The sequence below is a fragment of the Candidatus Pelagibacter sp. FZCC0015 genome (genome assembly GCF_007833635.1).
Taxonomy (GTDB): Bacteria; Pseudomonadota; Alphaproteobacteria; order Pelagibacterales; family Pelagibacteraceae; genus Pelagibacter.
In genome coordinates, this window is the sequence record NZ_CP031125.1 from 873,037 (window position 1) to 896,887 (window position 23,851).

The following is a 23,851-nucleotide window of genomic DNA, read 5'->3' on the forward strand; positions in this document are numbered from 1 at the left end:
CTAAATGTTTCAATCAATAAATAATAATCTAAATAAACTTTACAAATTTTCAGGTTATTTAGCTGCTTTTTTTTTAATACTTGTTGCAGTTTTTATTTTAATTGGAATTTCCTCGAGGATTTTTGGTTTTTACATAAGGGGTTTAGCTGAGTACTCAGGCTACTGCATGGCTGCAGCCTCTTTTTATGCTTTAGCTTTTACTTTTGTTGAGGGTGGACATATTCGAATTACTCTTTTCTTAGAAAAAGCCTCTTCATCTTATAAGAGATTTTTAGAAATATGGTGTCTGATTGTAGCAACAATTTTTTCAGGTTATTTGTCTTTTTACTTATGGAAAATGTTATTAATCTCTTATGATTTTCAAGAGAGAAGCGAAGGTGCAGATGAGATCTTAATTTGGATACCTCAAACCAGTGTAGCTATTGGATCTTTAATTCTATTTATAGCTGTTTTACATAAATTTATTTTAACAATTTTAAATAAGAATGACTGAAATATTTCTCATAATATTTTTTATAAGTGTACTTTTATTCTTTCTTGGATCTGGCATCTGGGTAGCAATAAGCATGATAGGTGTTTCAACAATTGGGATGATGTTATTTACTTCAAGACCAGTTGGGGATGCCATGGCAACTACGATATGGGGAACTTCATCATCATGGACATTAACAGCTTTACCATTGTTTGTTTGGATGGGTGAAATATTATTTAGGACCAAGTTATCTGAAAATTTATTTGCTGGACTATCACCATGGATGCAAAAATTACCTGGTGGATTAATTCATGTAAATGTTGTTGGTTGTGCACTTTTTGCTGCAATTTCTGGCTCTTCTGCTGCAACCGTTGCAACAGTAGGCAAGATGTCTATTCCAGAACTAAGAAAAAGAAAATATCCAGAAAAAATTTTGTTAGGCAGTCTAGCTGGCTCAGGAACTTTAGGGCTTCTTATACCTCCCTCAATAATACTAATAATTTATGGAGTAACCGTTCAAGAATCCATAGCAAAGCTATTTATTGCAGGAATTATTCCAGGGATAATGATTGCACTTATATTTATGTCTTACGTGATGATTTGGTCTTTAATAAATAAAAAAAGCATGCCAAAGTATGTAGAAAATTTTTCCTTTCTAGAAAAAATAAGAAAATCAAAACAATTATTACCAGTAATTATTTTAATATCAGCTGTGATTGGATCAATATACACTGGGGTTGCAACAGCAACTGAGGCTGCTTCTTTAGGTGTAGTAGGGGCTTTAATTTTATCTTACTTTCAAAAGAGCTTAACTATTGAAACATTTAAACAATCCTTGTTAGGAGCAACTAAAACATCTTGTATGATTGCTTTTATTTTAGCTGGCTCTACATTTTTATCATTAGCTATGGGATTTACGGGTCTTCCAAGAAATCTAGCTATCTGGATACAAAATATGGAGCTATCACCTTATGTATTAATTTTTGTATTAATGATTTTTTATATTATTCTTGGAATGTTTCTTGATGGAATTTCAGCAGTAGTATTAACAATGGCAATTATTGAACCAATGATTAGACAGGCTGGTTTTGATATGATTTGGTTTGGTATATTTTTAGTTATTGTAGTTGAGATGGCTCAAATTACTCCACCTGTAGGATTTAATTTATTTGTTTTACAAGGAATGGCTAACAAAGATATGGGATTTATTGCAAGAAGTGCTTTTCCATTATTTTTATTAATGATACTTGCAGTAATACTCGTTGTTATTTTTCCTGAAATTGCATTATGGATGCCTCAACAAATGGTTCAAAATATTAATTAATATTTTGATTGTTTTGTTCCATCAATAATTTCTTTTAATTCAGTGTACTCTTCGCAATTACAACTTTCTAATACTTTTAATCTTTCTTTAGCTAAATCTAATCTATTTGTGACAACATATAATTCACCCAAATATTCATTTATACCTACGTGGTTTGGATCAATTTCTAAACCTAAAAGATAATACTTTTCTCCATTTTCAAAATCTCCAAGTTTCCTAGTTGTAAAACCAAGATAGTTTAAAGTATCTGCTTGGAGTGGTTTTTTTTTGTTTGATTTGATTAATAAGGCCTGAGCTTTTTCATATCGTTTGTTGGCTTTTTCTATTTTCCCTTTTTTTTCATATTTTTTAGCCGCTTTAATTAAAGTAACAGCCTGACTATAATCTGATTTAACTTTACTAGTACTGTCTGACCCTGCGGAATATGAATTTGTTGATAGTAAAACTAAAAACAAAAGTGAATAAAAAGTTTTTTTGATCATATAAATTTTTTCATTTGGTTAAGTGGTTTTAATTGCAGCCCATTTTCTATTAAATTTTCTCTTATTGATTTTGCAGTAGATAATGAACTTTCATTATCCCCATGTATGCACACAGAGTCTATTTCACAAGGTATCTGCTTTCCACTGTGACAATTAAGTGACTGATTTTTAACCATATTTAATACGTGTTTTTTAGCTTCTTCTGGATCAGTAATAAGAGCGTGTTGTTTTTTTCTAGAAACCAAATTGCCATCATCCTCATAATTTCTATCTGCAAAAATTTCACAAGCTATACGCATGTTTAGTTTTTTGGCTGCTTCTTCCATTTTAGATCCTGTAGGAACCAAATAAATTAAATCTTTACTAATTTCGTTTATAGCTTTTGCTAAAGTAGTAGCTAAATCTATATCCTCACAAGCCATATTATTTAAAGCACCGTGTGGTTTTATGTGAGTAACATTCTCTCCATGATTTTGAGCAATTTTTTGAAGAATTTCATATTGATCAATAATCAATTGCCTTACCTCATTAGGTGAAAGGTTCATTCTTTGCCTGCCAAAATTTTCAGGGTCATTAAATGACGGATGCGCTCCAATACTAACACCATTTTTTTTTGAAATTTGAACTACTTGATTCATCGACTCATCATCACCTGCGTGATAACCACATGCGACATTTGCAGAATTAACTATTTCTAGTAAATCTGGATCATGCTTATTTGAATGATGTTTTGATTTTTCACCTAAATCGCAATTTATATTAATTTCCATAGTCTCTAATGTTAAGTATAACATGTCATGATAAAAAATATATCAAATCTTGGTGACGCAGCTTTGTACTGTGATTTTGGTAATGAAGTAAATAAATCAATTAATTCACAAGTAATAAAATATTTTAAAACTATTAAAGAAAAAAAATTTGAAGGCATAAATAATTTAACACCTTCTTATAATAAACTAATTATTTCTTTTGATCTAAAAAAAACAAATTTTAAAGAAGTAAAAAATTATATTGAAAACATTAATGCTCAAGACTCAAAAGATATAAATTCAAAAAAATTAGAAATACCAGTTTGTTGTCATGAAAATTTTTCAATGGACATTAAAAGATTGGAAGAAATATTAAAATTAAGTAGAGAAAAAATTTTAGAGAATTTTTTAAATAAGGAATATTTTTGTTACATGACAGGGTTTATTGCTGGCATGCCTTTTCTTGGTGACTTAGATGAGAATATGCGAGCTCAACGTTTAGAAACCCCAAGAGTAAAAGTACCCAAGGGATCTGTTGCATTAACTGAGCAATTTGCAAACATTTATACATTTGAAAGCCCAGGTGGATGGAATATTTTAGGAAATACCCCTTTGGATGTTTTTGATAGTTCAAAAGAAGATAAACCAAATCTAATTAACCCAGGAGATACAGTAATTTTCAAGGAAATTACTTTAGATCAGTATAAAAATTATAATGAGTAGTAATTATCTAGATATAATCAGACCTGGAATTAATACTACCTTTCAAGATAAAGGTAGGGATCATCTTTATCATATTGGTATTCCATTTAGTGGTGCTATGGATAACCGAAATTATCTTATAGCTAATAAACTTGTTAATAATAATTTAGACTCTGCAGTGATAGAGTTTGCATATCAAGGTCCTCACATAAAGTATTCAGGAGAAAAAATTAATTTTGCTATTACTGGTGATGTAATTTTTTCCATTAAAAAAAAAGATACTGAAATCGAGGGCAAATGTTACGAAAGTTATCAAATTGAAAATGGAGATGAGATAAATATCATATCTACAAATAAATCAGTTTATGGATATTTAGCATTAGGTGGAAAGTTCGATTTAAAATTTCAATGGAATAGTTATTCTATAAATACTAAAGCAAATATTGGATCTAACGATGGAAAAAAATTAGATTTAGGGCAAAGAATTAATTTAAAAAAAATAAATTCAAATAAGGATATTAAAAAAACTAATTACATTAATACTAAAATAGAAAACATAAGAGTGATTAAAGGCACTAATTTTGATTACTTTTCTGAAGAAGGTAAAAAAATATTTTATGAAAAGGAATTCACAGTATCCAAACTTTCAGACAGAATGGGCATGAGACTAGAGGGACCTAAAATTGAGAATATTGTGAACACCAACATAAAATCAGAGGGTTTGATTAAAGGTGTAATCCAAGTACCGGCAGATGGAAATCCAATTATAATGCTTTCAGATCATGGTACTATTGGTGGCTATCCAAAAATTGGAGTTGTGGCTAGTGTCGATTATGACCGATTAGTACAGATGTCTCCTGGTTCAAAAATAAAATTTAAAGAGATTAATTTATCTGATGCAGAGACTTTATTTAAGTTATATGAAATGGAAACTCAAAATTTACTATCACAAATTTAATGAATTTTTTATCAAAAATACCAGGACCTTTTTTAGTTTTTTTAGGAGCTTGTGCGTTAAGTTTTGGAGGTTTAATTGTTAAGTCTTTCGATGGATCTACACTTTGGCAAATATTATTTTGGAGATCACTTTTCTTTATTGGAGTAATTACAATTTTTTTAATCTTTACTTACAGAGGAAAAATTTTCAGTGCTCTTTATAAATCTGGAATTCCAGGTTTATTTGGAGGTATAATTTTATCTATTGGATTTGCTAGCTATGTGTTTGCTATGTATGAAACAACAGTAGCTAATGCAAACTTTATAATTCAAACTCAAGCTTTGTTTTTAGCAATTTTTGGTTACGTATTTTTAAAAGAAAAAATTTCAAAAATTACATTAACTTGCATTATTACAGCAGTAGTTGGTATCATTTTAATGTTAGGAAGTTCACTAACACCAGGTCAAATGACTGGAAACCTAGTTGCATTTATCATGCCGATATCATTTGCAATCTTAATTTTAATTGTCAGAAAATATCCAAAAGTCGACATGATACCTTTACAATTGGTTGCTGGAATTTTTGCAACACTAATAGGTTTGTTTATGTCACCGAGTATTTTGGTTTCAACAAATGATATTTTTTTAGGTTTTATTGCAGGATTTTTTCAAGTTGGACTTGGATTTATACTTATAACAATTGGAGCAAGATCAACTCCTTCAGCATTTGTTGGAATCATTATGTTAACTGAAGCTGTTCTAGGACCCATGTGGGCATGGATGTTTGCAAACGAAAACCCGCCACTTACTGTACTTTTTGGGGGAGCCGTAGTTATAACAGCAGTAGTTATACAGTTTTTGTCTCCATTACTTGTTAAAAAACTAGCCAAATAAATTTCACATAAACATTTTAAATGTGTTATAAATTTATATACGGGAGAGACTACTTTTGTAGCGCCGAAGGAGCAACCACCCCGGAAACTCTCAGGCAAAAGGACCGTACATATTAACTCTGGAAAGAGAATTATTCTCGCCGAAGGAGCAAATCTCTCAGGCACCAAGACAGAGGGGGCAAAGAAGAGTTAATATGGAAATAAAAAAAACATCACTAAATAAACTTCATCAAAGTAACAACGCTAAGTTTGTTGAATTTGCTGGCTATGAAATGCCTATTCAGTATAGCAAAGGAATTATTGAAGAGCATAAATTCACAAGATCCCACTCCGGAATATTTGATGTATCACATATGGGCCAGCTATTCATACATGGTGATGAAAGTTTAACAGAAGAATTAGAAAAAATTTTTCCATTAGATTTAAAAAATCTGAAACAAAATTGCTCAAAGTATAGTTTTTTAATGAATGAGGATGCGGGAATTTATGATGATTTAATCATTACTAAAATCGAGGAAGGATATTTAATTATCTTAAATGCTGCATGCAAAGATAAAGATTTTGAGATTTTATCTAATTTACTAGGTTCGAAATTTAAAATGAATTTAGATAACAGTAGATCTTTGATAGCAATTCAAGGACCCAAGTCTGTTGAAATTTTAAACTCAATTATAAATGGGGTTGATCAACTAAATTTTATGACAGGAAATTGGTTCGATTCTGATAATCAAAAATTATTTGTTACAAGATCAGGTTATACAGGGGAAGATGGATTTGAAATTTCAATTTCTAACGATAAAGCTGAAAAATTCGTTGAAAATTTAATAAAAAAGGGAGCACAACTTATAGGACTTGGGGCAAGAGATACCTTGAGATTAGAAGCTGGATTATGTTTATATGGTCACGAATTAGATATTAATAAAACACCGGTTGAGGCAAACCTTAGATGGGCAATCTCAAAATCTAGATTATCAAACGGAGGTTTTATTGGATCAAAAAAAATTATGAACCAAATGCAAGATGGAGCAAGCCAAGTAAGAGTAGGGATTAAACCCGAAGGTAGATTGATTGCTAGAGAAAAAACTAAAATATTTGATGATACAGATACACAAATTGGTGAGATAACTAGTGGCACGTTTGGACCAAGTGTAAATGGCCCTATAGCGATGGGTTATGTTAATAAAGAATTTTCAAAAGTTGATACTAAAATTTTGCTTGAGGTAAGAGGAAAAAAACATCCAGCAAATGTTTGCGCATTACCATTTTATAAAAAAAATTATGTGAAAGGAGTAAATTAATGAGTGAAGTAAAATTTTCAAAAGAACATGAGTGGATTACTTTAGAGGGAGATGTAGCCACAATAGGAATTACAAAACATGCAACAGAAATGCTCGGCGACATTGTTTTTGCAGAACTTCCTGAAAAAGGATCTAATGTTGAAAAAGATGGTACTGCAGGAGTAGTAGAGTCCACGAAAGCTGCTAGTGATGTTTACACTCCAGTTAGTGGTGAGGTAGTAGATACTAATCAAGCTATTGTAGACGATCCTTCTAAAATTAATGAAGATCCAGAAGGTTCAGCATGGTTTTTTAAACTTAAAATGAAAGATCAATCTGAAATGGATAGTCTTATGAACAAAGAAGAATACGATAAATTTGCAAAGGAGAGTGCTAGCTAATGTTACATAATTCTCAAAAAGATTTTTTAAAAAGACATATTGGACCTTCAGATGAAGATCAAAATAAAATGCTTAAGGAACTTAATTACAAATCACTTGATGATTTAATCAAAAGCACAGTGCCAGAAAAAATCCAATTGAAAGATGAATTAAATATTGGAGAATCTAATTCAGAATATGAAGCATTAAGAAAATTAAAAGCAATTTCAAAAAAAAATCAAATTTATTCCAACTTCATAGGAATGGGTTACTACGGCACTTATACGCCATATGTAATTCTGAGAAATATTTTAGAAAATCCAGGTTGGTATACTTCTTATACACCTTATCAACCCGAGGTAGCTCAAGGAAGATTAGAAATGCTGCTTAATTTCCAACAAATGATAGTTGATTTTACAGGAATGGATATAGCAAATGCATCTTTATTAGATGAAGGAACAGCAGCCGCAGAAGCAATGGGATTAAGTCATAGATTAAATAAAAAAGATAGTAATTTAGTTTTTGTCTCAGAAAATTGTCATCCACAAACAATAGATGTAATCCAAACAAGAGCAGAACCAATGGGATTAAAAGTACTTGTTGGAAATGAAGATGAAGTATTAGATCAATTAAAAGAAGATTTAGTTTGCGGTATATTACAATATCCAGGAACATTAGGAGATATAGTAGATCCTAGTGAGGCAATAAGTAAAATTCATAAAAAAAATGGTAAAGCAATTTTAGCTTGTGATTTATTAGCACTTGCTAAGTTAAAAACACCAAGAGAACTAGGAGCAGATATTGCTGTTGGAAGTTCTCAAAGGTTTGGAATTCCAATGGGTTATGGTGGACCTCACGCAGCTTTCTTTGCAACTAAAGACGAGTTCAAAAGATCTATGCCAGGAAGAATTATCGGTGTGTCTGTTGATAGACATGGAAACAAAGCATATAGATTATCATTACAAACTAGGGAACAACATATCAGAAGAGATAAAGCGACAAGTAATATTTGTACTGCCCAAGCTTTATTAGCAATTGTTTCTGCAGCTTATGCTATTTATCATGGTCCAGAGGGTATCAGAACTATTGCTGAGAGAGTTTCTCAATTAGCTAAAAATTTTGCAGATAAATTGAAACAATCTGGATATGAAATTTATTCAGATCATTTCTTTGATACAGTTACAATTGTAACAAAAGATAAAACTGATCAAATTTATAAAAATGCTTTGGATCAAAAGGTAAACATTAGAAGAGTAAATTCTGAAATGTTGGCAGTTTCTTTTGATGAAAAGAAAAATGTTTATAGAGTAAATCAATTGTTGAAAATTTTTAATGCAGCTGAGTCGATTAAAAAAGAAGACCCAACAGTAAGTCTGCCTAACTTACCAAAAAATTTATTAAGAACTTCAAAATATTTAGAACATCCTGTTTTTAATTCATATCACTCAGAAACTGAGATGCTTAGATATTTAAAAAAATTAGAAGATAAAGATATAGCTTTAAATAGAACAATGATTGCACTTGGTTCATGTACTATGAAATTAAACGCTACTGCAGAAATGATACCTATTTCGTGGAGAGAGTTAGCAGAGCCTCATCCATTTGTTCCTATTGAGCAGATGGAAGGATATAGAGATTTATTCACTGATCTTAAAAATTGGCTGAGATCAATTACAGGTTTTTCTGGTGTTTCACTTCAACCAAATGCAGGCGCTCAAGGTGAATATGCAGGGTTAATGGTTATAAGAAAATATCATTTAGATAGAGGCGAAGAAAACAGAAATATATGTTTAATACCTAGCTCAGCACATGGAACCAATCCTGCTAGCGCACAAATGGTAGGAATGAAAGTTGTCGTTGTTGATTGTGACAAAGAAGGAAATGTTGATTTTGAGGATTTAAAGAAAAAAGCAGAAATGCATTCTGAAAATCTTGGAGCATTAATGGTCACTTATCCGTCTACTCACGGAGTATTTGAGGAAAAAATTACAGATATATGTGAATTAATTCATAAACACGGTGGCCAAGTTTATATGGATGGCGCAAATTTAAATGCGCTTGTTGGTATTGCAAGACCTGGAAATTTTGGTCCAGATGTTTGTCACATAAACTTGCACAAAACATTCTGTATTCCACATGGTGGTGGAGGACCAGGAATGGGTCCAATTGCATGTAAAAGACATTTACAAGTTTATTTGCCTAATCATCCAGTTGTTAAGGACTGTGGACCTGCCACAGGAATAGGAGCAGTTTCAGCAGCACCTTGGGGAAGTTCAAGTATTTTATCAATTTCATGGATGTATATTAAAATGATGGGTTCTGAAGGTTTAAAATTAGCTACTCAAATTGCAATATTAAATGCAAATTATATAGCTCATAGACTTAAAGATCATTACCCAATTCTTTATAAAGGTTCAAACGGAAATGTAGCACATGAATGTATTATTGATATTCGATCTATTAAAACTGAAACAGGGATTACTGAAGAAGATATAGCCAAAAGATTGATCGATTATGGTTTTCATGCACCAACAATGTCATGGCCAGTAGCAGGCACAATGATGATTGAACCAACTGAAAGTGAAAGCTTGTCCGAACTAGATAGATTTTGTGATACTTTGATTAGCATTAAATCAGAAATAGATATGATCAAATCAGGAAAATTTGATAAAGTTGATAATCCAATTAAAAATGCACCTCATACAGATATTGAATTAACTTCAGATGAGTGGAATCATAAATATTCAAGAGAGCAAGCTGCGTATCCTGCAAAATTCTTAAAAGCAAATAAATTTTGGCCTCCGGTTGCAAGAGTAGATAACGTGTACGGAGATAAAAATATTTTTTGTACTTGTCCAAGCATGGATGAGTTTAAAGAAGATGCAGCATAATAATTAATGAAAATTGCTGTTGTTGGCTCAGGTATTTCCGGATTAAGTGCTGCTTATTATTTATCTAAAAAACATCATGTAGATCTTTTCGAGCGAGAAGATCATTTTGGTGGACACTCACACACAATAGATATTTTTTTTGATGAAAAAAAAGTTTCTGTAGATATTGGTTTCATTGTTTTTAATTTTCAAACTTATCCAAACTTAATTAATTTTTTTAAGGAAAATGATATTCAAATTGAAAAAAGCAACATGTCATTTTCAGTTTCAGTAGATAATACAAACTTTGAATATTGTGGAAAAGGTTTGAGTGGAATTTTCTCTAATAAATCAAATTTGTTTAATATAGAGTTCTTAAAAATGTTTTTTGATATCATTAAATTTTATAAAAAAAGTGATCAAGTAAATGTATCAAATGATAAAATTACTTTAGGTGAATATTTAAAAATTAATAAACTATCAAAAACATTTGTTGATTATCATATAATACCAATGGTATCTGCAATTTGGTCTATGCCTCCTTATGAAGCGAGTAAGATGCCAATTAGCTTCTTTCTTAGATTTTTCCAAAATCATGGATTGTTTAAATTGAAAAATAGACCGCAGTGGTACACAGTAACTAATAGAAGCAGAACTTATGTTAGTAAAATACTTTCCCAAATAAGTGGTGAACACTACAAAAATTACAAAGTTACAAAAGTTAAAAGAAAGTCATCAGGATTAGACCTATACTATGGTGGAGAAAGCGAATTTTTTGATTATGATAAAGTAGTTTTGGCAACACATGCTGATGAAGCCTTAAAGTTAATTGAAAATCCAACTGAGGATGAGAAAAATATTCTTTCGAATTTTAGCTACAAAGAAAATATAGCTTACATACATACAGATCAGCGGGCCATGCCAAAGAATAAAAAAGCCTGGTCTTCTTGGAATTCATCAATAGATGACAAGAATTTAGAGAAAAATTCAATTACCTACTGGTTAAATTTATTACAAAATTTAAAGTGTGATGAAAATATTTTCTTAACACTAAATCCTTACTTCAATATTGATGAGAAAAAAATATTGAGAAAAGTAAAATTTACACATCCATATTACGATCAAAAAGCGTTAGATGCTCAATCAGAGCTTATTAAAATACAAAATCAAAAAGATTTACTTTTTTGTGGCAGTTATTTTGGTTACGGATTTCATGAAGATGGAATAAAATCATCTATTGAAATGCTGAAAAACCTTAATGATTAGTTCTTGTATATATAATGGAAATGTAACCCATAAGAGATTTAAACCAAAAGAACATTTTTTTAAGTATAAAGTATTTTCATTATTTATAGATCTATCAGAGCTAAATGAGCTTAATGATAAATTAAAATTTTTTTCATTAAATAAATTTAATCTTATTAGTTTTTATGAGAAAGATCATGGTGATCGTGATGGGTCATCTCTTTTTGAATGGGTAAAAAAAAATCTAATTAATAACGAAATCAGTACAGAGAACATTAAAGTTAAACTTTTATGCTATCCAAGAATATTTGGTTATGTTTTTAATCCACTAAGTATTTTTTTTGTATATGATAGAAATGATAATTTAATTTCTATTTTATACGAAGTTAAGAATACATTTGGCGAGCAACACACATATGTTTTTAAAGTAGAGGGACAAAATAAATTAATTCAAAATAATTGCTCAAAGAAATTTCATGTTTCACCATTTATTGAAATGGATTGTAATTATTTTTTTAGAATATTAAATCCAGAGCAGAAGTTGTCAGTTGTAATTGATCAATATGATCAAGAAGGAAAAATTCTTTTTGCATCTCAAGATGGTGAAAGATCTGATTTGACAAGTAAAAACTTAATGAATTCTTATCTTAAACACCCTTTAATGACGTTTAAAATTATCTCTGCGATACATTTTGAAGCGTTTAAATTGTGGATTAAAGGAATTAAATTTATAAAGAAAAAATTTAAAATTAAAAATAATATAACAGTAGAAAATTAATGTTTTTAAATAACGCTGCAGATAAATTAGTTTTTAAATTTCTTGATAAAATAAGTCATGGTTATCTAGAGCTTACTACATATGATGGAAAAGTTTTAAAGTTTGGAAATCCAAATGAAAAATTGCATGCAAATATTTTAATCAAAAAACCAGATTTTAATTATAATTTAATTAGAGGCGGCAGTATTGGATTTGCTGAGAGCTACATGAGAGGTGAATTTGAAACTGATAATTTATCAAATTTAATTGAATTAACTGCAAGAAATATAGAAGTCATATATAAATTTTCAGGCCTTCTTGATTTTCCAATAATTAATTTTGTAAAAAATAAAATAATTAAAAATACAAAAAGTAGAAGCAAAGAAAATATTGCTAAACACTATGATCTTGGAAATGACTTTTTTTCTCTTTGGTTAGATGACACCCTTACTTACTCTAGTGCTATATTTGATGATAAATCAAAAAATCTTTCTGATGCTCAAAATAACAAATATCAAAAATTAATTGATTTAATTAAACCAAATAATGGCGACAAAGTTTTAGAAATAGGATGTGGTTGGGGAGGTTTTGCTGAGTACTTAGGTAAAAAATATGATGTTAAACTTGACTGTATCACAATATCAAAAAAACAATTTGAATACGCAAAAGAAAGAATTTTTAATTGTGGTTTAAACGAAAAAGTGAATATTGAAATAAAAGATTACAGAGATCTTAAAGGCAAATATAATTCAATTGCCTCTATAGAGATGATTGAGGCAGTTGGTCAAAATTATTTAGAGGGTTATTTTAAAACTATTAAAACCAACTTATCTGATGGTGGTAAAGCAGCTATTCAAGCAATTACTATCGATGATAGGTTGTTTGACAGATACAAAAACAAACAAGATTTTATTCAAAAATATATTTTTCCTGGTGGTTTTTTACCAAATAAAAATAGCATTAATCGTTATGTTTCTGATAATGGTTTAACTATAAATTCATATATTTCTTATGCTGACCATTATGCAAATACATTGGCTATATGGAGAAATGAGTTTTTAAAAAAATGGGATTTAATAAAAAATCAAGGTTTTGACTTAACATTTAAAAGAATGTGGGAGTTTTACCTTTCTTATTGTGAAGCTGGATTTAAGTCAAAAAATATTGATCTGATACAATTTTCAATGCAAAACAAATAAAAATAATGGAGATATTTATGCGACATATAAAAATTATTAAGTCAATTTCATTGATAATTTCATTATTCTTAATTACAAGTTGCTCAAATAATAGCGCTATGAAACCAGAAGACTTTAAAAACAAAGAACCAAGATTAATTATTGAGGAATACTTATCTGGAAATGTTAAGGCCTGGGGTGTTCTGCAAAATAGATCAGGAAAAGTTACAAGACAATTTTCTGCAGATTTAAATGGAACCTGGGATGGAAAGCAATTAATTCTTAAAGAAAAATTTAATTGGGATGATGGTGAAGTTCAAGACCGAGAATGGACAATAAACAAAATTGATGAGCATAATTACGAAGGAACAGCAGGAGATGTTGTAGGTAAAGCAATAGGATATTCTTATGGACCAGCCTTTAAATTTGAATATGTTTTATTAGTTCCAGTTAAAGGTAAAGAATTAAAAATAACTTTCGATGATTGGATTTTTAAACAAGATGATAGAGTTGCAATTAATAGAGCTACAATGACTAAATTTGGTTTTAAAGTAGCTGAATTGACAGTTGTATTTGTAAAAGATTAACTATTTTTTTTGATATTTTGTTAGTTTTCCAACTAAACCAAAATAAATTTTACTCGGTAAAAAACTCAATAGTTTTAATGTAATTGTAAGTGATTTTGGAAAATGTATTTCAAATATATTTTTGTTAATTAAACCTTCATAAATTTGATCTGCAGCATACTCAGGAGTTTTTAAAAAAGGCATTTTAAAATCATTTTTATCTGTCATTGGTGTTTTAATAAATCCAGGAGACACTAAACAAACACGTACATTGTATCTTTTAAAATCAAAGTACAAACTTTCAGCTAAGTTATTTAATGCAGATTTAGATGGTCCATATCCAGTTGAATTAGGTAACCCCCTATATCCTGCAATTGAAGAAACAATAGTAATTATACCGTTTTTTTTATCTCTAAAGTATTGTTCAACTGCTTTGATGCTATTCACAGTTCCAAAAAAATTTACTTTAAAGACATCTTCCATTTGTTCGACATCTATATCTTTTTCTTTTTTGGGATCCCATGTTCCAGTTGAAAAAAAACAAATATCTATATTTTCATATTTGTTTTTAATTTCATTAAATACTTCTTTGCATTTTTCCTTATCTGTTACATCTAAAGGAAAACCTGAAATATTTTCATAAGAATTTGAAAGCTCATTTAGTAATTCAGCTCTTCTTGCAGATATAGCAACATTCCATCCCTTACTTGCAAACTTAATCGCTAAAGCTTTTCCAATACCAGTACTACCGCCTGTAATCCAAATAGTTTTTTTAGTCATTTTTTGTTATGTATATATCTAACATGTTTAAAAATAAATTTTTAACATTTATATTGTTTCTTGCTATTACATTCTCTGCTTCATTGATTGGCGGTTTAGCTACTGTTACTTTTAAAGAGCCATGGTACTCATTACTAAATAAACCATCATTTAATCCACCCGATTGGATATTCGGACCTGTTTGGACCACCTTGTATACATTGATGACAGTTGCAATATGGCTTTATTGGCATACGAAAAATAGAGATATGAATACTGTTTATATTTATTTTATCCATTTAGTATTCAATACAACTTGGAGTGTAGTTTTTTTTGTTTTTCACAATATGGTTTTGGCTCTTTTAGTATTAATCATACTAATAGCATTGATAATCAATCTTATTTTAAGGTTTAAACGCGTCAAGTTGTTGAGTGCCTACCTAATGATTCCATATTTACTTTGGTGTAGCTTTGCACTAATTCTGAATACAAGCTTAATTATGTTAAATTAGATATGGATGATGTTGTAGTAATTGGTGGTGGAATTATAGGGGCGGCGACTGCTTATTTTTTATCCAAAGAGGGTAGAAAAGTAAAAGTTATTGAAAGAGACCCTACTTATAAAACAGCCTCATTCCCATTATCTTTAGGTGGTTTTAGAAGACAATTTTTCCAAAAAGAAAATATTTTATTAGGAAAATTTGCAAGAGAATTTATTTTCCAAATACCAGAATTATTAAAAACAGAAAAAAATCCTAATCCAACAGCTAGTATGGTAACCAATGGATATCTTTTAATGTTTGGTCCTGAACACGCTGAAGAACAATATAGAGCATTAGAAAATCACAAAGAATGTGATGCAGGAACAAAAAATATTAAAGGTTCAGAATTATCAAAAGTTTTTCCTTATGTGAATAGTGAAGGAATAGAGACAGCAACTTATACGGATAATCAAAGTGAAGGATGGATTGATCCATTTATGTTTCATAGTGCTCTTAAAAGTAAAGCAATAGAGCTTGGAGCAGAGTTTATTAAAGGTGAAGTAAAAAGTATTTCAGAAATAAATGCTAAAACAATTGTTTCTGCGGCTGGTTGTTGGACAAAAGAATTGTTAGAAGATATTCCTGTTGTTCCTCAAAAGCATACCGTGTTTAGAGTAAAATGCCCAACATATATAAAAGAGATGCCACTCAGTGGAGACTTAACAACTGGTGTTTATTGGAGACCAGAAGGTGGGGAATATTTAGCAGGATCACCTATTTCTGTATTTGATGCAAATGATTTGGAACCAGCTTGGAATGATTTTGAGGAATTAGTTTGGCCAGCTCTCGCAAAGAGAATACCTGCCTTTGAAGAATTGAAGTTAACTGGTGGATGGGCAGGTTACTATGATTGTAATAGATTAGATAATAATGCAGTTGTTGGTAAGCATCCAAAATATGACAATGTTTATATGGCCTCTGGATTTACAGGCCGAGGATTAATGCAGGCACCAGGTATCGGTAGAGCCTTAACTGAATTAATCACAACAGGATCATACCAAACAATTGATATAAGTGATTTTGCAGTTGAGAGAGTTTTGGGTAAAACCGCTAGGCCAGAGCCCTACGTTCTATAAATTAAGTTCCACAAAAAGTTTGATATTTTTCGTTGCTCGATGGAGCAGGTGTTTGATATTCTTCAATATTAATCTGATTGTCATAAGGATTTTTTAAAATAGCTAATAACTTTTTCATTTTATCTAAACTTCCTTTATCTGCTTCAGCTAAAGCTTCCTCTACTTTATGGTTTCTAGGAATTACAATTGGATTATTTGATTTCATAAGTTTGCTTTGTTTTTCCGTAGTTGAATTATTTAACTCAGATCTTTTTTTCCATTTATTTTTCCAATCGATAAAATCATTACTTTTGTAAACTTCATCAGAATTGATATCCATTAAATTACAAAAAGTATTTGTATAATCTGCTTTATTTTTTTCCATCCAATTAAACAAATCATTAATTAATTTTTTATCATTTTTATCTTCACCAAATAGACCAAGCTTGTCTCTCATCATATTCAGCCATTTATCTTCATAAATATTTTGAAAGTTATCTATTAAATCAGTTGCTAATTTAATTGCAGTATCTTCATTTTTATCAATTAGAGGAATTAAACATTCTGCAAATCTTGCTAAATTCCATTTTGTAATTGGTGGTTGATTAGAAAAGGCATATCTTCCAAATTTATCGATTGAGCTAAATACAGTTTTTGGATCATAATGATCCATAAATGCGCAAGGACCATAATCTATTGTTTCGCCTGAAATTGCCATGTTATCAGTATTCATAACTCCATGAATAAATCCAACTCTCATCCAATTGATTACTAGCTGGCATTGCTTTTCCATTACAAGATTTAACAGATCTAATGCTTTTGAATTTGATGTTTTAATTTCTGGATAATGTCTGTTTATTGTGTAGTCGACTAAAGTATTTAAATTTTCAATGTTTTGAGTTGCAGCAATATATTGAAATGTTCCAACTCGAAGATGACTTGATGCAACTCTTGTTAAAATAGCGCCTTGTAAAAGATTTTCTCTTACAACTTTTTCTCCTGTTTTGACTACAGCAAGGCTTCTCGTAGTTGGAATATTTAATGAATATATCGCTTCACTGATAATATATTCTCTAAGCATAGGTCCTAGTGCTGCTCTTCCATCACCACCTCTAGAAAAAGAAGTTCTTCCCGAACCTTTAAACTGAATGTCAAAACGATTGTCATTGTTTACTAAATGCTCACCCAATAAAACCGCTCTACCATCTCCCAACATAGTAAAGTGTCCAAATTGATGACCTGCATATGCTTGCGCAATAGTATTAGTTTCTTCCGGTATGGAGTTTCCAGAAAATATTTCTGCTAATTTTTTTTTGTCCGTTTTTGAAAAATCTAAATTTAAATTAGAGGCTAGTTCCTCATTTAAAATTACCAATTCAGGATCATGAACAGGAGTTGGTTTAATATTTTCTTTAAAAGTATTTGATAACTTTGAATATGTATTATCAAAATGCCAACCAATGGTCATTTTAATTAACTAACTTCAGCTTGATTTTCTTTTGGTTTAACTTCTGTTTTAAATTGATTAGAAATTTTTTGTACTTCAACAGAAGATACTTTGTATTCCGCACACATTGTTTCTTCATCTTTACCATGACCTGTAACCATATTAACCATATGCTCTGGGAAATGGAACGTAGTAAACACAATTCCTTCTTTAACTTTATCTGTAACCTCGACTTTAAGCGCAACCTCACCTCTACCTGAATAAAGTCTTCCAATATCACCAGTATTTAAATCTCTATGAGCCGCATCTTTAGGATGAATTAATAAAACATCTTCATCAACAATATTTATATTTTTTGTTCTTCTAGTCATTGTTGCTGCATTGTAATGTTGTAAAACTCTACTAGTTGTTAAAATCAGAGGATAGTCTTTTTGATTAGCTTCTATTTCTGATGATTCTTTCCAATCAAAGTTTTTTAGTCTGCCTTTACCTAATTTAAATGTTTCTGTATGTAAAATTTTTGTATCAGTTCCATCTTCTTGAACTGGCCATTGTAATCCAAATTTTCCAAGTCTCTCTCTAGTAACACCCTTAAAGAAAGGAACGATATCAGCAATTTCTGCTAGAACTTGATCTGCATCATAAGTTGGCTGATCAAATCCTAATTTCTGCATCATCTCAGTTACAATTAATCCATCAGGTTTAGTGCCTGGTAGAGGAGGTACAGCTCTGTTCACTCTTTGAATTCTTCTCTCAGTGTTAGTAAAAGTTCCATCTTTTTCTAAGAACGTTGTACCTGGCAGAACAACAGTTGCTAATTTTGCTGTTTCACTCATAAATATTTCTTGAACAACTAAAAGTTCTAAAGAATTCATAGCTTCAATTACATGAGCACTATTAGGATCTGTTTGAACAATATCTTCTCCAATGATCCATAAACCTTTTAATTCCTTGTTTATTGCAGCTTCAAACATTTGAGGAATTTTTAATCCTGGTTTAGTTGGGTGAGTTACTCCATATTTTTCAGTATAGAATTCTTGATGTTTTTCATCAGCTACAGGAAAATATCCAGCACCTTGGTGTGGTTGACATCCCATATCTGCTGCACCTTGAACATTGTTTTGACCTCTTAAAGGATTAACTCCGACACCTTTTCGTCCAATGTTTCCAGTAATCATTGCTAGATCTGCAATTAACATTACAGTTTTAGATCCCTGTTCATGCTCAGTAACTCCTAAACCATGGAACTCCATTGAATTTCTTGCAGTAGCATATGCAATTGCTGCTTCTTTAACTAATTGTTTATCTACACCAGCTACTTTTGCTAAATGATCAACATCTTGTCTTTCAATTTCTTTTAAGAAATTATCAAAACCTTCAGTTCTATCTCTAACAAAATCTGCATTATAAAGTTTTGATTTAATAATAAAGTGCAACATCATATTTAGAACTGCAACGTTAGTTCCTGGTCTTAGTTTAATATGATAATCAGCAAGTTTTGCAAGTTCAGTTGTAACTGGATCAAGTACAATTAATTTTTTACCTTTCATAACTTGCTGTTTTATTTTTGCACCTGTTACAGGATGAGCATTTGTTGGATTAGCTCCAATTACCAAAAATAAATCTGCATGATAAATATCTTCTGTAGAGTTAGTTGCTGCCCCAGTCCCAAAAGTTTGTTGCATTCCCCAAGCTGTTGGAGAATGACAAATTCTTGCACAACAATCTACACTGTTAGTTCCCACAGCCGCTCTAATCATTTTTTGAAAAACATAATTTTCTTCATTCGTACATCTTGCAGAAGAAATTCCAGCAAAGGCATCTGGACCATTATCTTTTGTAATTCTGTTCATTTCTTTTTTAATAAAATCATAAGCTTCATCCCAAGAAGCTTCTTCAAACTTTCCATTTCTTTTAATCAAAGGTGTTTTTAATCTGTCTGGATGATCATAAAAACTAAATGCATATCTTCCTTTAATACATGTATGACCAGCATTTACCTCTGTTTGTTTTGGAGTATCTATTGCAACAACTTTATCATCTTTTATTGATGCTTCTAAATTACATCCAACACCACAGTATGAACAAGTTGTTCTAACTTTTTTATCTACAGCTGCAGATTTAGATTGAAAAACATCTGAAATAGCATCTGTTGGACATGTATGCGCACATGCTCCACAAGATACACACGAACTATCTCCAAACATCATATCATTATCAGTTGTTATTCTAGATTCAAAACCTCTTCCGCTCATTGTTAGTACAAATGAACCTTGAATTTCATCACAAGCTCTGACACATCTTCCACAATTAATACAGTTGTCTAAGTTCATTCTCATGTAATCGTGAGAAGTATCTCTTGGTATACCTTTGTGTTGTTTAGGACTGTTGTATCTGTGATCAGCAACTCCTAAATCGTTTGCTACTGTTTGTAATTCACAATTATTATTTACCTCACAAGTATCACACTCCATTGGATGGTCTGTTAAAACTAATTCAACAATATTTTTTCTTAGACTTGTTAAAGCTTCATTTGAAGTAAAGATATGTTGGTTTTCAGCAACTGGAGTATGACAAGATGCAACCACTCTTGTTGGACCATCTTTTTCTAAAGCAACTTCTACAGAGCAAACTCTGCAAGCTCCATAAGGAGCTAGGTTTGGATCATCACATAAAGTAGGTACTTTTTTTTCACCTACATAGCTTTTTACAAATTTTAAAATAGATGTGTGTTTAGGACCAATTTCGTATGGTTTTCCATCAATATAAGCAATTTTTCTTTTTTCTGAGCTCATTAATTATCTTTCACCATATCATTTTTCATTTCATCACCAAAGTATTTTAGAATGTTCTGAATTGGAGTTGGGATTGCTCCACAAAGTGCACATAGGCATCCTTTTTGCATGGTAACCAACAATTCTTCTAGTAATTTTAAAGGAATTTTAGCTGTTTTATTCTTAGCTTGATCAAACATCTCCTTACCTCTGTAAGATCCAAGTCTTCCTGGGAAACATTTCCCGCACGATTCTTCTGCTGAGAATTCAAACAAGTGATGAATATATTCAGCCATTGGAAAATCTTTTGGAATACTAACTACACTTGCGTGACCTAACATAAAACCTTTTGCTGTGAACTCTTGAAAATCCAAATTTAAATTTTCTATTTCATTTAAAGGAACAACCCCACCTAAAGGGCCTCCTATTTGAAATGCTTTAACAGGTTCTTTGTATCCACCACCAATTTCATTAAATATTTTTTTCATTGGTGTACCCATATCAATTTCATAAACACCTGGGTTGTTAAAGAAACTATCTAAACAAACTAATTTTGTTCCAGCTGATTTTTTATTTCCAACTGAAGAAAATTTTTCTGATCCATTTAATAAAATTCCAGTTGCAGCAGCTAATGTTTCGACATTATTAACCACAGTTGGTTTTTTATATAATCCTTCGGTAACAGGGAAGGGAGGTCTAACATCAACCTCTGCTCTTCTTCCTTCAATAGATGCAATCAAAGCTGTTTCTTCTCCACAAATATAAGCACCTTGACCAATACAAATTCCAAGATCAAAAGAAAAATCAGTTCCTAAAATATTTTCACCTAGTAAATTTAATTTTTTAAGTTCATTGATGCAGCCATTAATTGCTTCAATAGATTTAGGATATTCACCTCTAATGTATAATACTCCTTCATTACTTCCTATCACATAACCACAAATTACCATTCCAAAAATAACTTTTAAAGGTTGGTCCTCTAATAAGTATCTGTCTGAGAAAGCTCCAGAGTCACCCTCATCTGCATTACAGATAACATATTTTTTATCTCCTTTTGCTTTGCTACAGAAATCCCATTTCATTCCTGTTGGAAAACCTGCACCACCTCTTCCTGTTAAATTTGAGTCTAATAATGATTTTATTATTTCTTTTTTATCTGTTTTTATAAATTTACTTAATTGCTCTTTGAATTGATTTGTTGATGATAATTTGTCATCCATTAAAAAACTTGTTGTAGCAAAACTTTTTGAGAAAAATTTTTCTTGCTTAATTTCCTCACCTTTAATTATTTGGTCAATTTTTTCTATATCTTTACCAGCATAATTTTCTCCATCATAATGGAAAGCATGGTTTTCATAACAATGACCTAAGCAGAACATTTCTCCAACTTTGTCATCACCTAGTTTTTCTTTTAATTTATCTTTTAATTTGTCTTGAGTACCTGCACACATGCATGCACTACCGTTACAAACAAAAGCTTTCTTTTCTCTATGAGAGGGTCTCAAAAATTCATAAAAGGATTCTGCACCATGGAGAGTTGAAACACCTAGGTTATGTTTTTTGGCAATCTCTTTAATATCTTGTGGATTATCGCTCAAGGTATTTTCTGAGATTTGCTTAAATAGGTTGTCTTTTAAGCCTATTCTGCCTGATAAATTACTTATATTTTTTGACACAAATACCCTTTTATTAATTTAGCCCACAATAACTTTTTTGTTATTTGTGTAAATATTAAAACTGTCCCTCTTTACGAAACCAACAAGGGTAATGTCAAATTTATTCGCTAAATCGATAGCAAGACTAGTTGGCGCACCAACGCCTATCATTATGCCTATATCTGTCATCAAAACCTTTTGAACCAATTCAAAATTTAGTCTACCTGAGCATGTTATAAATTGGTTTTTCGGATCAATTTGATTGTTCTTTAATGCACAACCAATAAGTTTATCTAGAGCATTATGTCTTCCTACATCCTCTCTGACAGCAACCAACTCTCCATTACTATTAAAAAGACCACTTGCATGAATTCCACCTGTTTTACTAAATTCTGATTGACCTTCTCTCAATGTATCTGGCGATTTAACAATTACCTCTTTTTTGATTTTGGGTTCTGATGAATGTGTTTTGTTTTTTTTAATTATTTCTAGAGCATCAAGTGAAGATTTTCCACACACACCACATGAGGAATTAGTTAAAAAGTCTCTTTTTATTTTTGCAATATTTATATTTTTAGAATTATTTAAAGTTGCTAAAATTTTATTTTGAATATTGTATTGACCAACTTTATCTCCATAACTTTCTATTGAATCAATATCACTAATATTTGTTATAATTTGTTCATTATATAAAAACCCTCTTACAAGATCCTCATCATCGCCAGGAGTTCTCATTGTTATAGATAAACTTTGATTTATCCATTTGTCTGTTTCTTTATACTTTAATGAAATCTCCAATGGTTCTTCAATTGAAATTAAATCATCTATATTTTCAAACTTATTAGATGAATACTTTAAAACTTTGTATTTTGAATTCATAAACTATTTTAATGGATAGTTCTTTTTTAATAAATATTTGTTAATTATGATTGCTAGTAACAATATAATTATACAACCAAAAATTATTGGATTGATTAAATAATCATAAGAGGCACTTCCAATAATAACTATAATTGGATTTCCACCAGCAGGTGGATGAACAATATTAAATACAATCATTAAAAAAACTCCAGCTCCAACAGCAATTGCAATATTGATATAAATAGGTAGCGGAATAAAGTTTACAAAAATTACTCCTACTAGTGCTGTTACCAAATGTCCAAAAAAAACATTTTTTGGTTGCGCAAATGGGCTTTCAGGAAAACCAAATAGTAAAACCATTGAGGAACCGAATGAAGCTGCAATAAAATATCCGAGTGTACTTTTATAAGTAAGGACTGTTAGCACACCAATTGTAAATGCAGAAAAAAAACCTGCAATTAATGCTTTTTGCAATAAGGGTTTTGTAATTTTGATCATTTATATTTTTAATGCTTTCGCAATAGTTCTTAAAGGTAAAAGCAAACACTCTTTCCTTGAAAGATTTTTTTTATTTAAAATTTCTTTAAAATCTTTCCAATGTTTTTCCATACTTACTTTTGCGTCCTCAAAAAGTTGCTCACCAACTTTTATAAATTTTTTAACATCATCAACTTTTTTTTCCTTAATTTTTCTGGATAATAGACTGACTGATGCCTGACAATAAACACACGATTTACACTGATAACCCATATCTTTTACAACATCTTCTTTAACAATAAGACTTATTTCCATCTCATCACCACATATTGGATTTTTGTTTTTTGATTTATGAGTATAGTTTTCAAGAACTTTATTGTTTTCAGTGTGTGAGGCGATTTCTAAAATTCTTAAATCCATTTAATTTCTTTAATTCAACTTTGAATGTTT

At 30.5% G+C, this 23,851-nt stretch carries 23 protein-coding genes and 1 riboswitch; of the genes, 14 read left to right on the forward strand and 9 right to left on the reverse strand.

The window, feature by feature from the left end:
* Positions 1-4 precede the first annotated feature (4 nt).
* Together DT059_RS04570 and DT059_RS04575 are read left to right on the forward strand one after the other, a co-directional pair.
* Positions 5-493, forward strand: coding sequence for a TRAP transporter small permease (locus tag DT059_RS04570; protein WP_075484649.1), 489 nt, complete (start codon positions 5-7; stop codon positions 491-493).
* The gene (locus DT059_RS04575; RefSeq protein WP_145597146.1) at positions 486-1,796 is read left to right on the forward strand and encodes a TRAP transporter large permease; all 1,311 of its coding nucleotides are present in this window, start codon (positions 486-488) and stop codon (positions 1,794-1,796) included. Before DT059_RS04570 ends, DT059_RS04575 begins: the two co-directional genes overlap by 8 nt.
* Here the strand turns inward: DT059_RS04575 and DT059_RS04580 are convergent.
* Positions 1,793-2,278 carry a tetratricopeptide repeat protein gene (locus DT059_RS04580; protein ID WP_240704586.1) on the reverse strand — a complete coding sequence of 162 codons (486 nt, stop codon included), beginning with the start codon at positions 2,276-2,278 and terminating at the stop codon, positions 1,793-1,795. The genes DT059_RS04575 and DT059_RS04580 overlap by 4 nt on opposite strands.
* Positions 2,275-3,048 carry a 5-oxoprolinase subunit PxpA gene (locus DT059_RS04585; RefSeq protein ID WP_240704587.1) on the reverse strand — a complete coding sequence of 258 codons (774 nt, stop codon included), beginning with the start codon at positions 3,046-3,048 and terminating at the stop codon, positions 2,275-2,277. The genes DT059_RS04580 and DT059_RS04585 overlap by 4 nt, the downstream gene beginning before the upstream one ends.
* Positions 3,049-3,075: 27 nt before the next feature.
* Here DT059_RS04585 and DT059_RS04590 point away from each other — a divergent pair, with 27 nt between their 5' ends.
* From DT059_RS04590 to DT059_RS04635, 10 genes are all read left to right on the forward strand, one after another.
* Positions 3,076-3,750 (forward strand): 5-oxoprolinase subunit B family protein, encoded by a 675-nt coding sequence (locus DT059_RS04590; protein ID WP_145597149.1) that lies wholly within the window; start codon positions 3,076-3,078, stop codon positions 3,748-3,750.
* Positions 3,743-4,687 (forward strand): 5-oxoprolinase subunit C family protein, encoded by a 945-nt coding sequence (locus tag DT059_RS04595; protein ID WP_145597151.1) that lies wholly within the window; start codon positions 3,743-3,745, stop codon positions 4,685-4,687. Before DT059_RS04590 ends, DT059_RS04595 begins: the two co-directional genes overlap by 8 nt.
* The gene (locus tag DT059_RS04600) at positions 4,687-5,559 is read left to right on the forward strand and encodes a DMT family transporter (protein ID WP_145597153.1); all 873 of its coding nucleotides are present in this window, start codon (positions 4,687-4,689) and stop codon (positions 5,557-5,559) included. Before DT059_RS04595 ends, DT059_RS04600 begins: the two co-directional genes overlap by 1 nt.
* A 30-nt stretch (positions 5,560-5,589) precedes the next feature.
* A riboswitch (glycine riboswitch) is annotated at positions 5,590-5,675 on the forward strand.
* Positions 5,676-5,752: 77 nt separating this feature from the next.
* Entirely contained in the window at positions 5,753-6,856 is a 1,104-nt protein-coding gene (gene gcvT / locus DT059_RS04605) for a glycine cleavage system aminomethyltransferase GcvT (RefSeq protein WP_145597155.1), read from the forward strand.
* The gene (gene gcvH / locus DT059_RS04610) at positions 6,856-7,236 is read left to right on the forward strand and encodes a glycine cleavage system protein GcvH (protein ID WP_023854947.1); all 381 of its coding nucleotides are present in this window, start codon (positions 6,856-6,858) and stop codon (positions 7,234-7,236) included. The genes gcvT and gcvH overlap by 1 nt, the downstream gene beginning before the upstream one ends.
* Positions 7,236-10,106: an aminomethyl-transferring glycine dehydrogenase gene (gene gcvP, locus DT059_RS04615; protein WP_145597157.1), complete on the forward strand. Its 2,871-nt coding sequence runs from the start codon at positions 7,236-7,238 to the stop codon at positions 10,104-10,106. The genes gcvH and gcvP overlap by 1 nt, the downstream gene beginning before the upstream one ends.
* Positions 10,107-10,112: 6 nt before the next feature.
* Complete coding sequence (locus DT059_RS04620; RefSeq protein WP_145597159.1) at positions 10,113-11,351, forward strand: NAD(P)/FAD-dependent oxidoreductase; 1,239 nt, start codon at positions 10,113-10,115, stop codon at positions 11,349-11,351.
* Complete coding sequence (locus DT059_RS04625; protein WP_145597161.1) at positions 11,344-12,108, forward strand: DUF1365 domain-containing protein; 765 nt, start codon at positions 11,344-11,346, stop codon at positions 12,106-12,108. The genes DT059_RS04620 and DT059_RS04625 overlap by 8 nt, the downstream gene beginning before the upstream one ends.
* Positions 12,108-13,286, forward strand: coding sequence for an SAM-dependent methyltransferase (locus tag DT059_RS04630; protein ID WP_145597163.1), 1,179 nt, complete (start codon positions 12,108-12,110; stop codon positions 13,284-13,286). Before DT059_RS04625 ends, DT059_RS04630 begins: the two co-directional genes overlap by 1 nt.
* A gap of 98 nt (positions 13,287-13,384) precedes the next feature.
* Positions 13,385-13,852, forward strand: coding sequence for a DUF3833 domain-containing protein (locus tag DT059_RS04635; protein ID WP_240704588.1), 468 nt, complete (start codon positions 13,385-13,387; stop codon positions 13,850-13,852).
* Here the strand turns inward: DT059_RS04635 and DT059_RS04640 are convergent, their stop codons facing one another.
* Entirely contained in the window at positions 13,853-14,611 is a 759-nt protein-coding gene (locus DT059_RS04640) for an SDR family NAD(P)-dependent oxidoreductase (RefSeq protein WP_145597165.1), read from the reverse strand. It abuts the gene before it with no gap.
* Positions 14,612-14,634: 23 nt separating this feature from the next.
* Between DT059_RS04640 and DT059_RS04645 the strand changes: the two genes are divergently transcribed.
* Together DT059_RS04645 and DT059_RS04650 are read left to right on the forward strand one after the other, a co-directional pair.
* Complete coding sequence (locus DT059_RS04645) at positions 14,635-15,102, forward strand: TspO/MBR family protein (RefSeq protein ID WP_145598050.1); 468 nt, start codon at positions 14,635-14,637, stop codon at positions 15,100-15,102.
* A 2-nt stretch (positions 15,103-15,104) separates the two neighbouring features.
* Positions 15,105-16,208, forward strand: a complete 1,104-nt coding sequence (locus DT059_RS04650) for an NAD(P)/FAD-dependent oxidoreductase (protein WP_145597166.1) — start codon at positions 15,105-15,107, stop codon at positions 16,206-16,208.
* Between the two features lies 1 nt (position 16,209).
* Here the strand turns inward: DT059_RS04650 and DT059_RS04655 are convergent, their stop codons facing one another.
* The 6 genes from DT059_RS04655 to DT059_RS04680 are packed head-to-tail and all read right to left on the reverse strand — an operon-like array spanning position 16,210 to position 23,821.
* The gene (locus DT059_RS04655; RefSeq protein WP_145597168.1) at positions 16,210-17,655 is read right to left on the reverse strand and encodes a protein adenylyltransferase SelO; all 1,446 of its coding nucleotides are present in this window, start codon (positions 17,653-17,655) and stop codon (positions 16,210-16,212) included.
* Between the two features lie 5 nt (positions 17,656-17,660).
* Positions 17,661-20,429: a formate dehydrogenase subunit alpha gene (fdhF, locus tag DT059_RS04660; RefSeq protein ID WP_072090153.1), complete on the reverse strand. Its 2,769-nt coding sequence runs from the start codon at positions 20,427-20,429 to the stop codon at positions 17,661-17,663.
* Positions 20,429-22,084, reverse strand: a complete 1,656-nt coding sequence (locus tag DT059_RS04665; protein WP_145597170.1) for an NADH-ubiquinone oxidoreductase-F iron-sulfur binding region domain-containing protein — start codon at positions 22,082-22,084, stop codon at positions 20,429-20,431. The genes fdhF and DT059_RS04665 overlap by 1 nt, the downstream gene beginning before the upstream one ends.
* 18 nt (positions 22,085-22,102) lie before the next feature.
* Positions 22,103-22,942, reverse strand: coding sequence for a formate dehydrogenase accessory sulfurtransferase FdhD (gene fdhD / locus DT059_RS04670; protein ID WP_145597172.1), 840 nt, complete (start codon positions 22,940-22,942; stop codon positions 22,103-22,105).
* 3 nt (positions 22,943-22,945) lie between these two features.
* A complete protein-coding gene (locus tag DT059_RS04675) occupies positions 22,946-23,422 on the reverse strand; it encodes an HPP family protein (protein WP_145597174.1) in 477 nt (158 codons plus the stop codon).
* Positions 23,423-23,821, reverse strand: coding sequence for an iron-sulfur cluster assembly scaffold protein (locus DT059_RS04680; protein ID WP_145597176.1), 399 nt, complete (start codon positions 23,819-23,821; stop codon positions 23,423-23,425).
* Positions 23,822-23,851 lie beyond the last annotated feature (30 nt).

Coding starts and splice junctions, on each gene's coding strand:
- DT059_RS04680 (WP_145597176.1), bottom strand. CDS start 23,821: ATGGATTTAAGAATTTTAGAAATCGCCTCACACACTGAAAACAATAAA.
- DT059_RS04620 (WP_145597159.1), top strand. CDS start 10,113: ATGAAAATTGCTGTTGTTGGCTCAGGTATTTCCGGATTAAGTGCTGCT.
- DT059_RS04570 (WP_075484649.1), top strand. CDS start 5: ATGTTTCAATCAATAAATAATAATCTAAATAAACTTTACAAATTTTCA.
- DT059_RS04600 (WP_145597153.1), top strand. CDS start 4,687: ATGAATTTTTTATCAAAAATACCAGGACCTTTTTTAGTTTTTTTAGGA.
- DT059_RS04590 (WP_145597149.1), top strand. CDS start 3,076: ATGATAAAAAATATATCAAATCTTGGTGACGCAGCTTTGTACTGTGAT.
- DT059_RS04640 (WP_145597165.1), bottom strand. CDS start 14,611: ATGACTAAAAAAACTATTTGGATTACAGGCGGTAGTACTGGTATTGGA.
- DT059_RS04655 (WP_145597168.1), bottom strand. CDS start 17,655: ATGACCATTGGTTGGCATTTTGATAATACATATTCAAAGTTATCAAAT.
- gcvP (WP_145597157.1), top strand. CDS start 7,236: ATGTTACATAATTCTCAAAAAGATTTTTTAAAAAGACATATTGGACCT.
- DT059_RS04675 (WP_145597174.1), bottom strand. CDS start 23,422: ATGATCAAAATTACAAAACCCTTATTGCAAAAAGCATTAATTGCAGGT.
- DT059_RS04650 (WP_145597166.1), top strand. CDS start 15,105: ATGGATGATGTTGTAGTAATTGGTGGTGGAATTATAGGGGCGGCGACT.
- DT059_RS04630 (WP_145597163.1), top strand. CDS start 12,108: ATGTTTTTAAATAACGCTGCAGATAAATTAGTTTTTAAATTTCTTGAT.
- gcvT (WP_145597155.1), top strand. CDS start 5,753: ATGGAAATAAAAAAAACATCACTAAATAAACTTCATCAAAGTAACAAC.
- DT059_RS04645 (WP_145598050.1), top strand. CDS start 14,635: ATGTTTAAAAATAAATTTTTAACATTTATATTGTTTCTTGCTATTACA.
- fdhF (WP_072090153.1), bottom strand. CDS start 20,429: ATGAGCTCAGAAAAAAGAAAAATTGCTTATATTGATGGAAAACCATAC.
- DT059_RS04635 (WP_240704588.1), top strand. CDS start 13,385: ATGAAACCAGAAGACTTTAAAAACAAAGAACCAAGATTAATTATTGAG.
- DT059_RS04575 (WP_145597146.1), top strand. CDS start 486: ATGACTGAAATATTTCTCATAATATTTTTTATAAGTGTACTTTTATTC.
- DT059_RS04595 (WP_145597151.1), top strand. CDS start 3,743: ATGAGTAGTAATTATCTAGATATAATCAGACCTGGAATTAATACTACC.
- fdhD (WP_145597172.1), bottom strand. CDS start 22,942: ATGAATTCAAAATACAAAGTTTTAAAGTATTCATCTAATAAGTTTGAA.
- DT059_RS04580 (WP_240704586.1), bottom strand. CDS start 2,278: ATGATCAAAAAAACTTTTTATTCACTTTTGTTTTTAGTTTTACTATCA.
- DT059_RS04625 (WP_145597161.1), top strand. CDS start 11,344: ATGATTAGTTCTTGTATATATAATGGAAATGTAACCCATAAGAGATTT.
- gcvH (WP_023854947.1), top strand. CDS start 6,856: ATGAGTGAAGTAAAATTTTCAAAAGAACATGAGTGGATTACTTTAGAG.
- DT059_RS04585 (WP_240704587.1), bottom strand. CDS start 3,048: ATGGAAATTAATATAAATTGCGATTTAGGTGAAAAATCAAAACATCAT.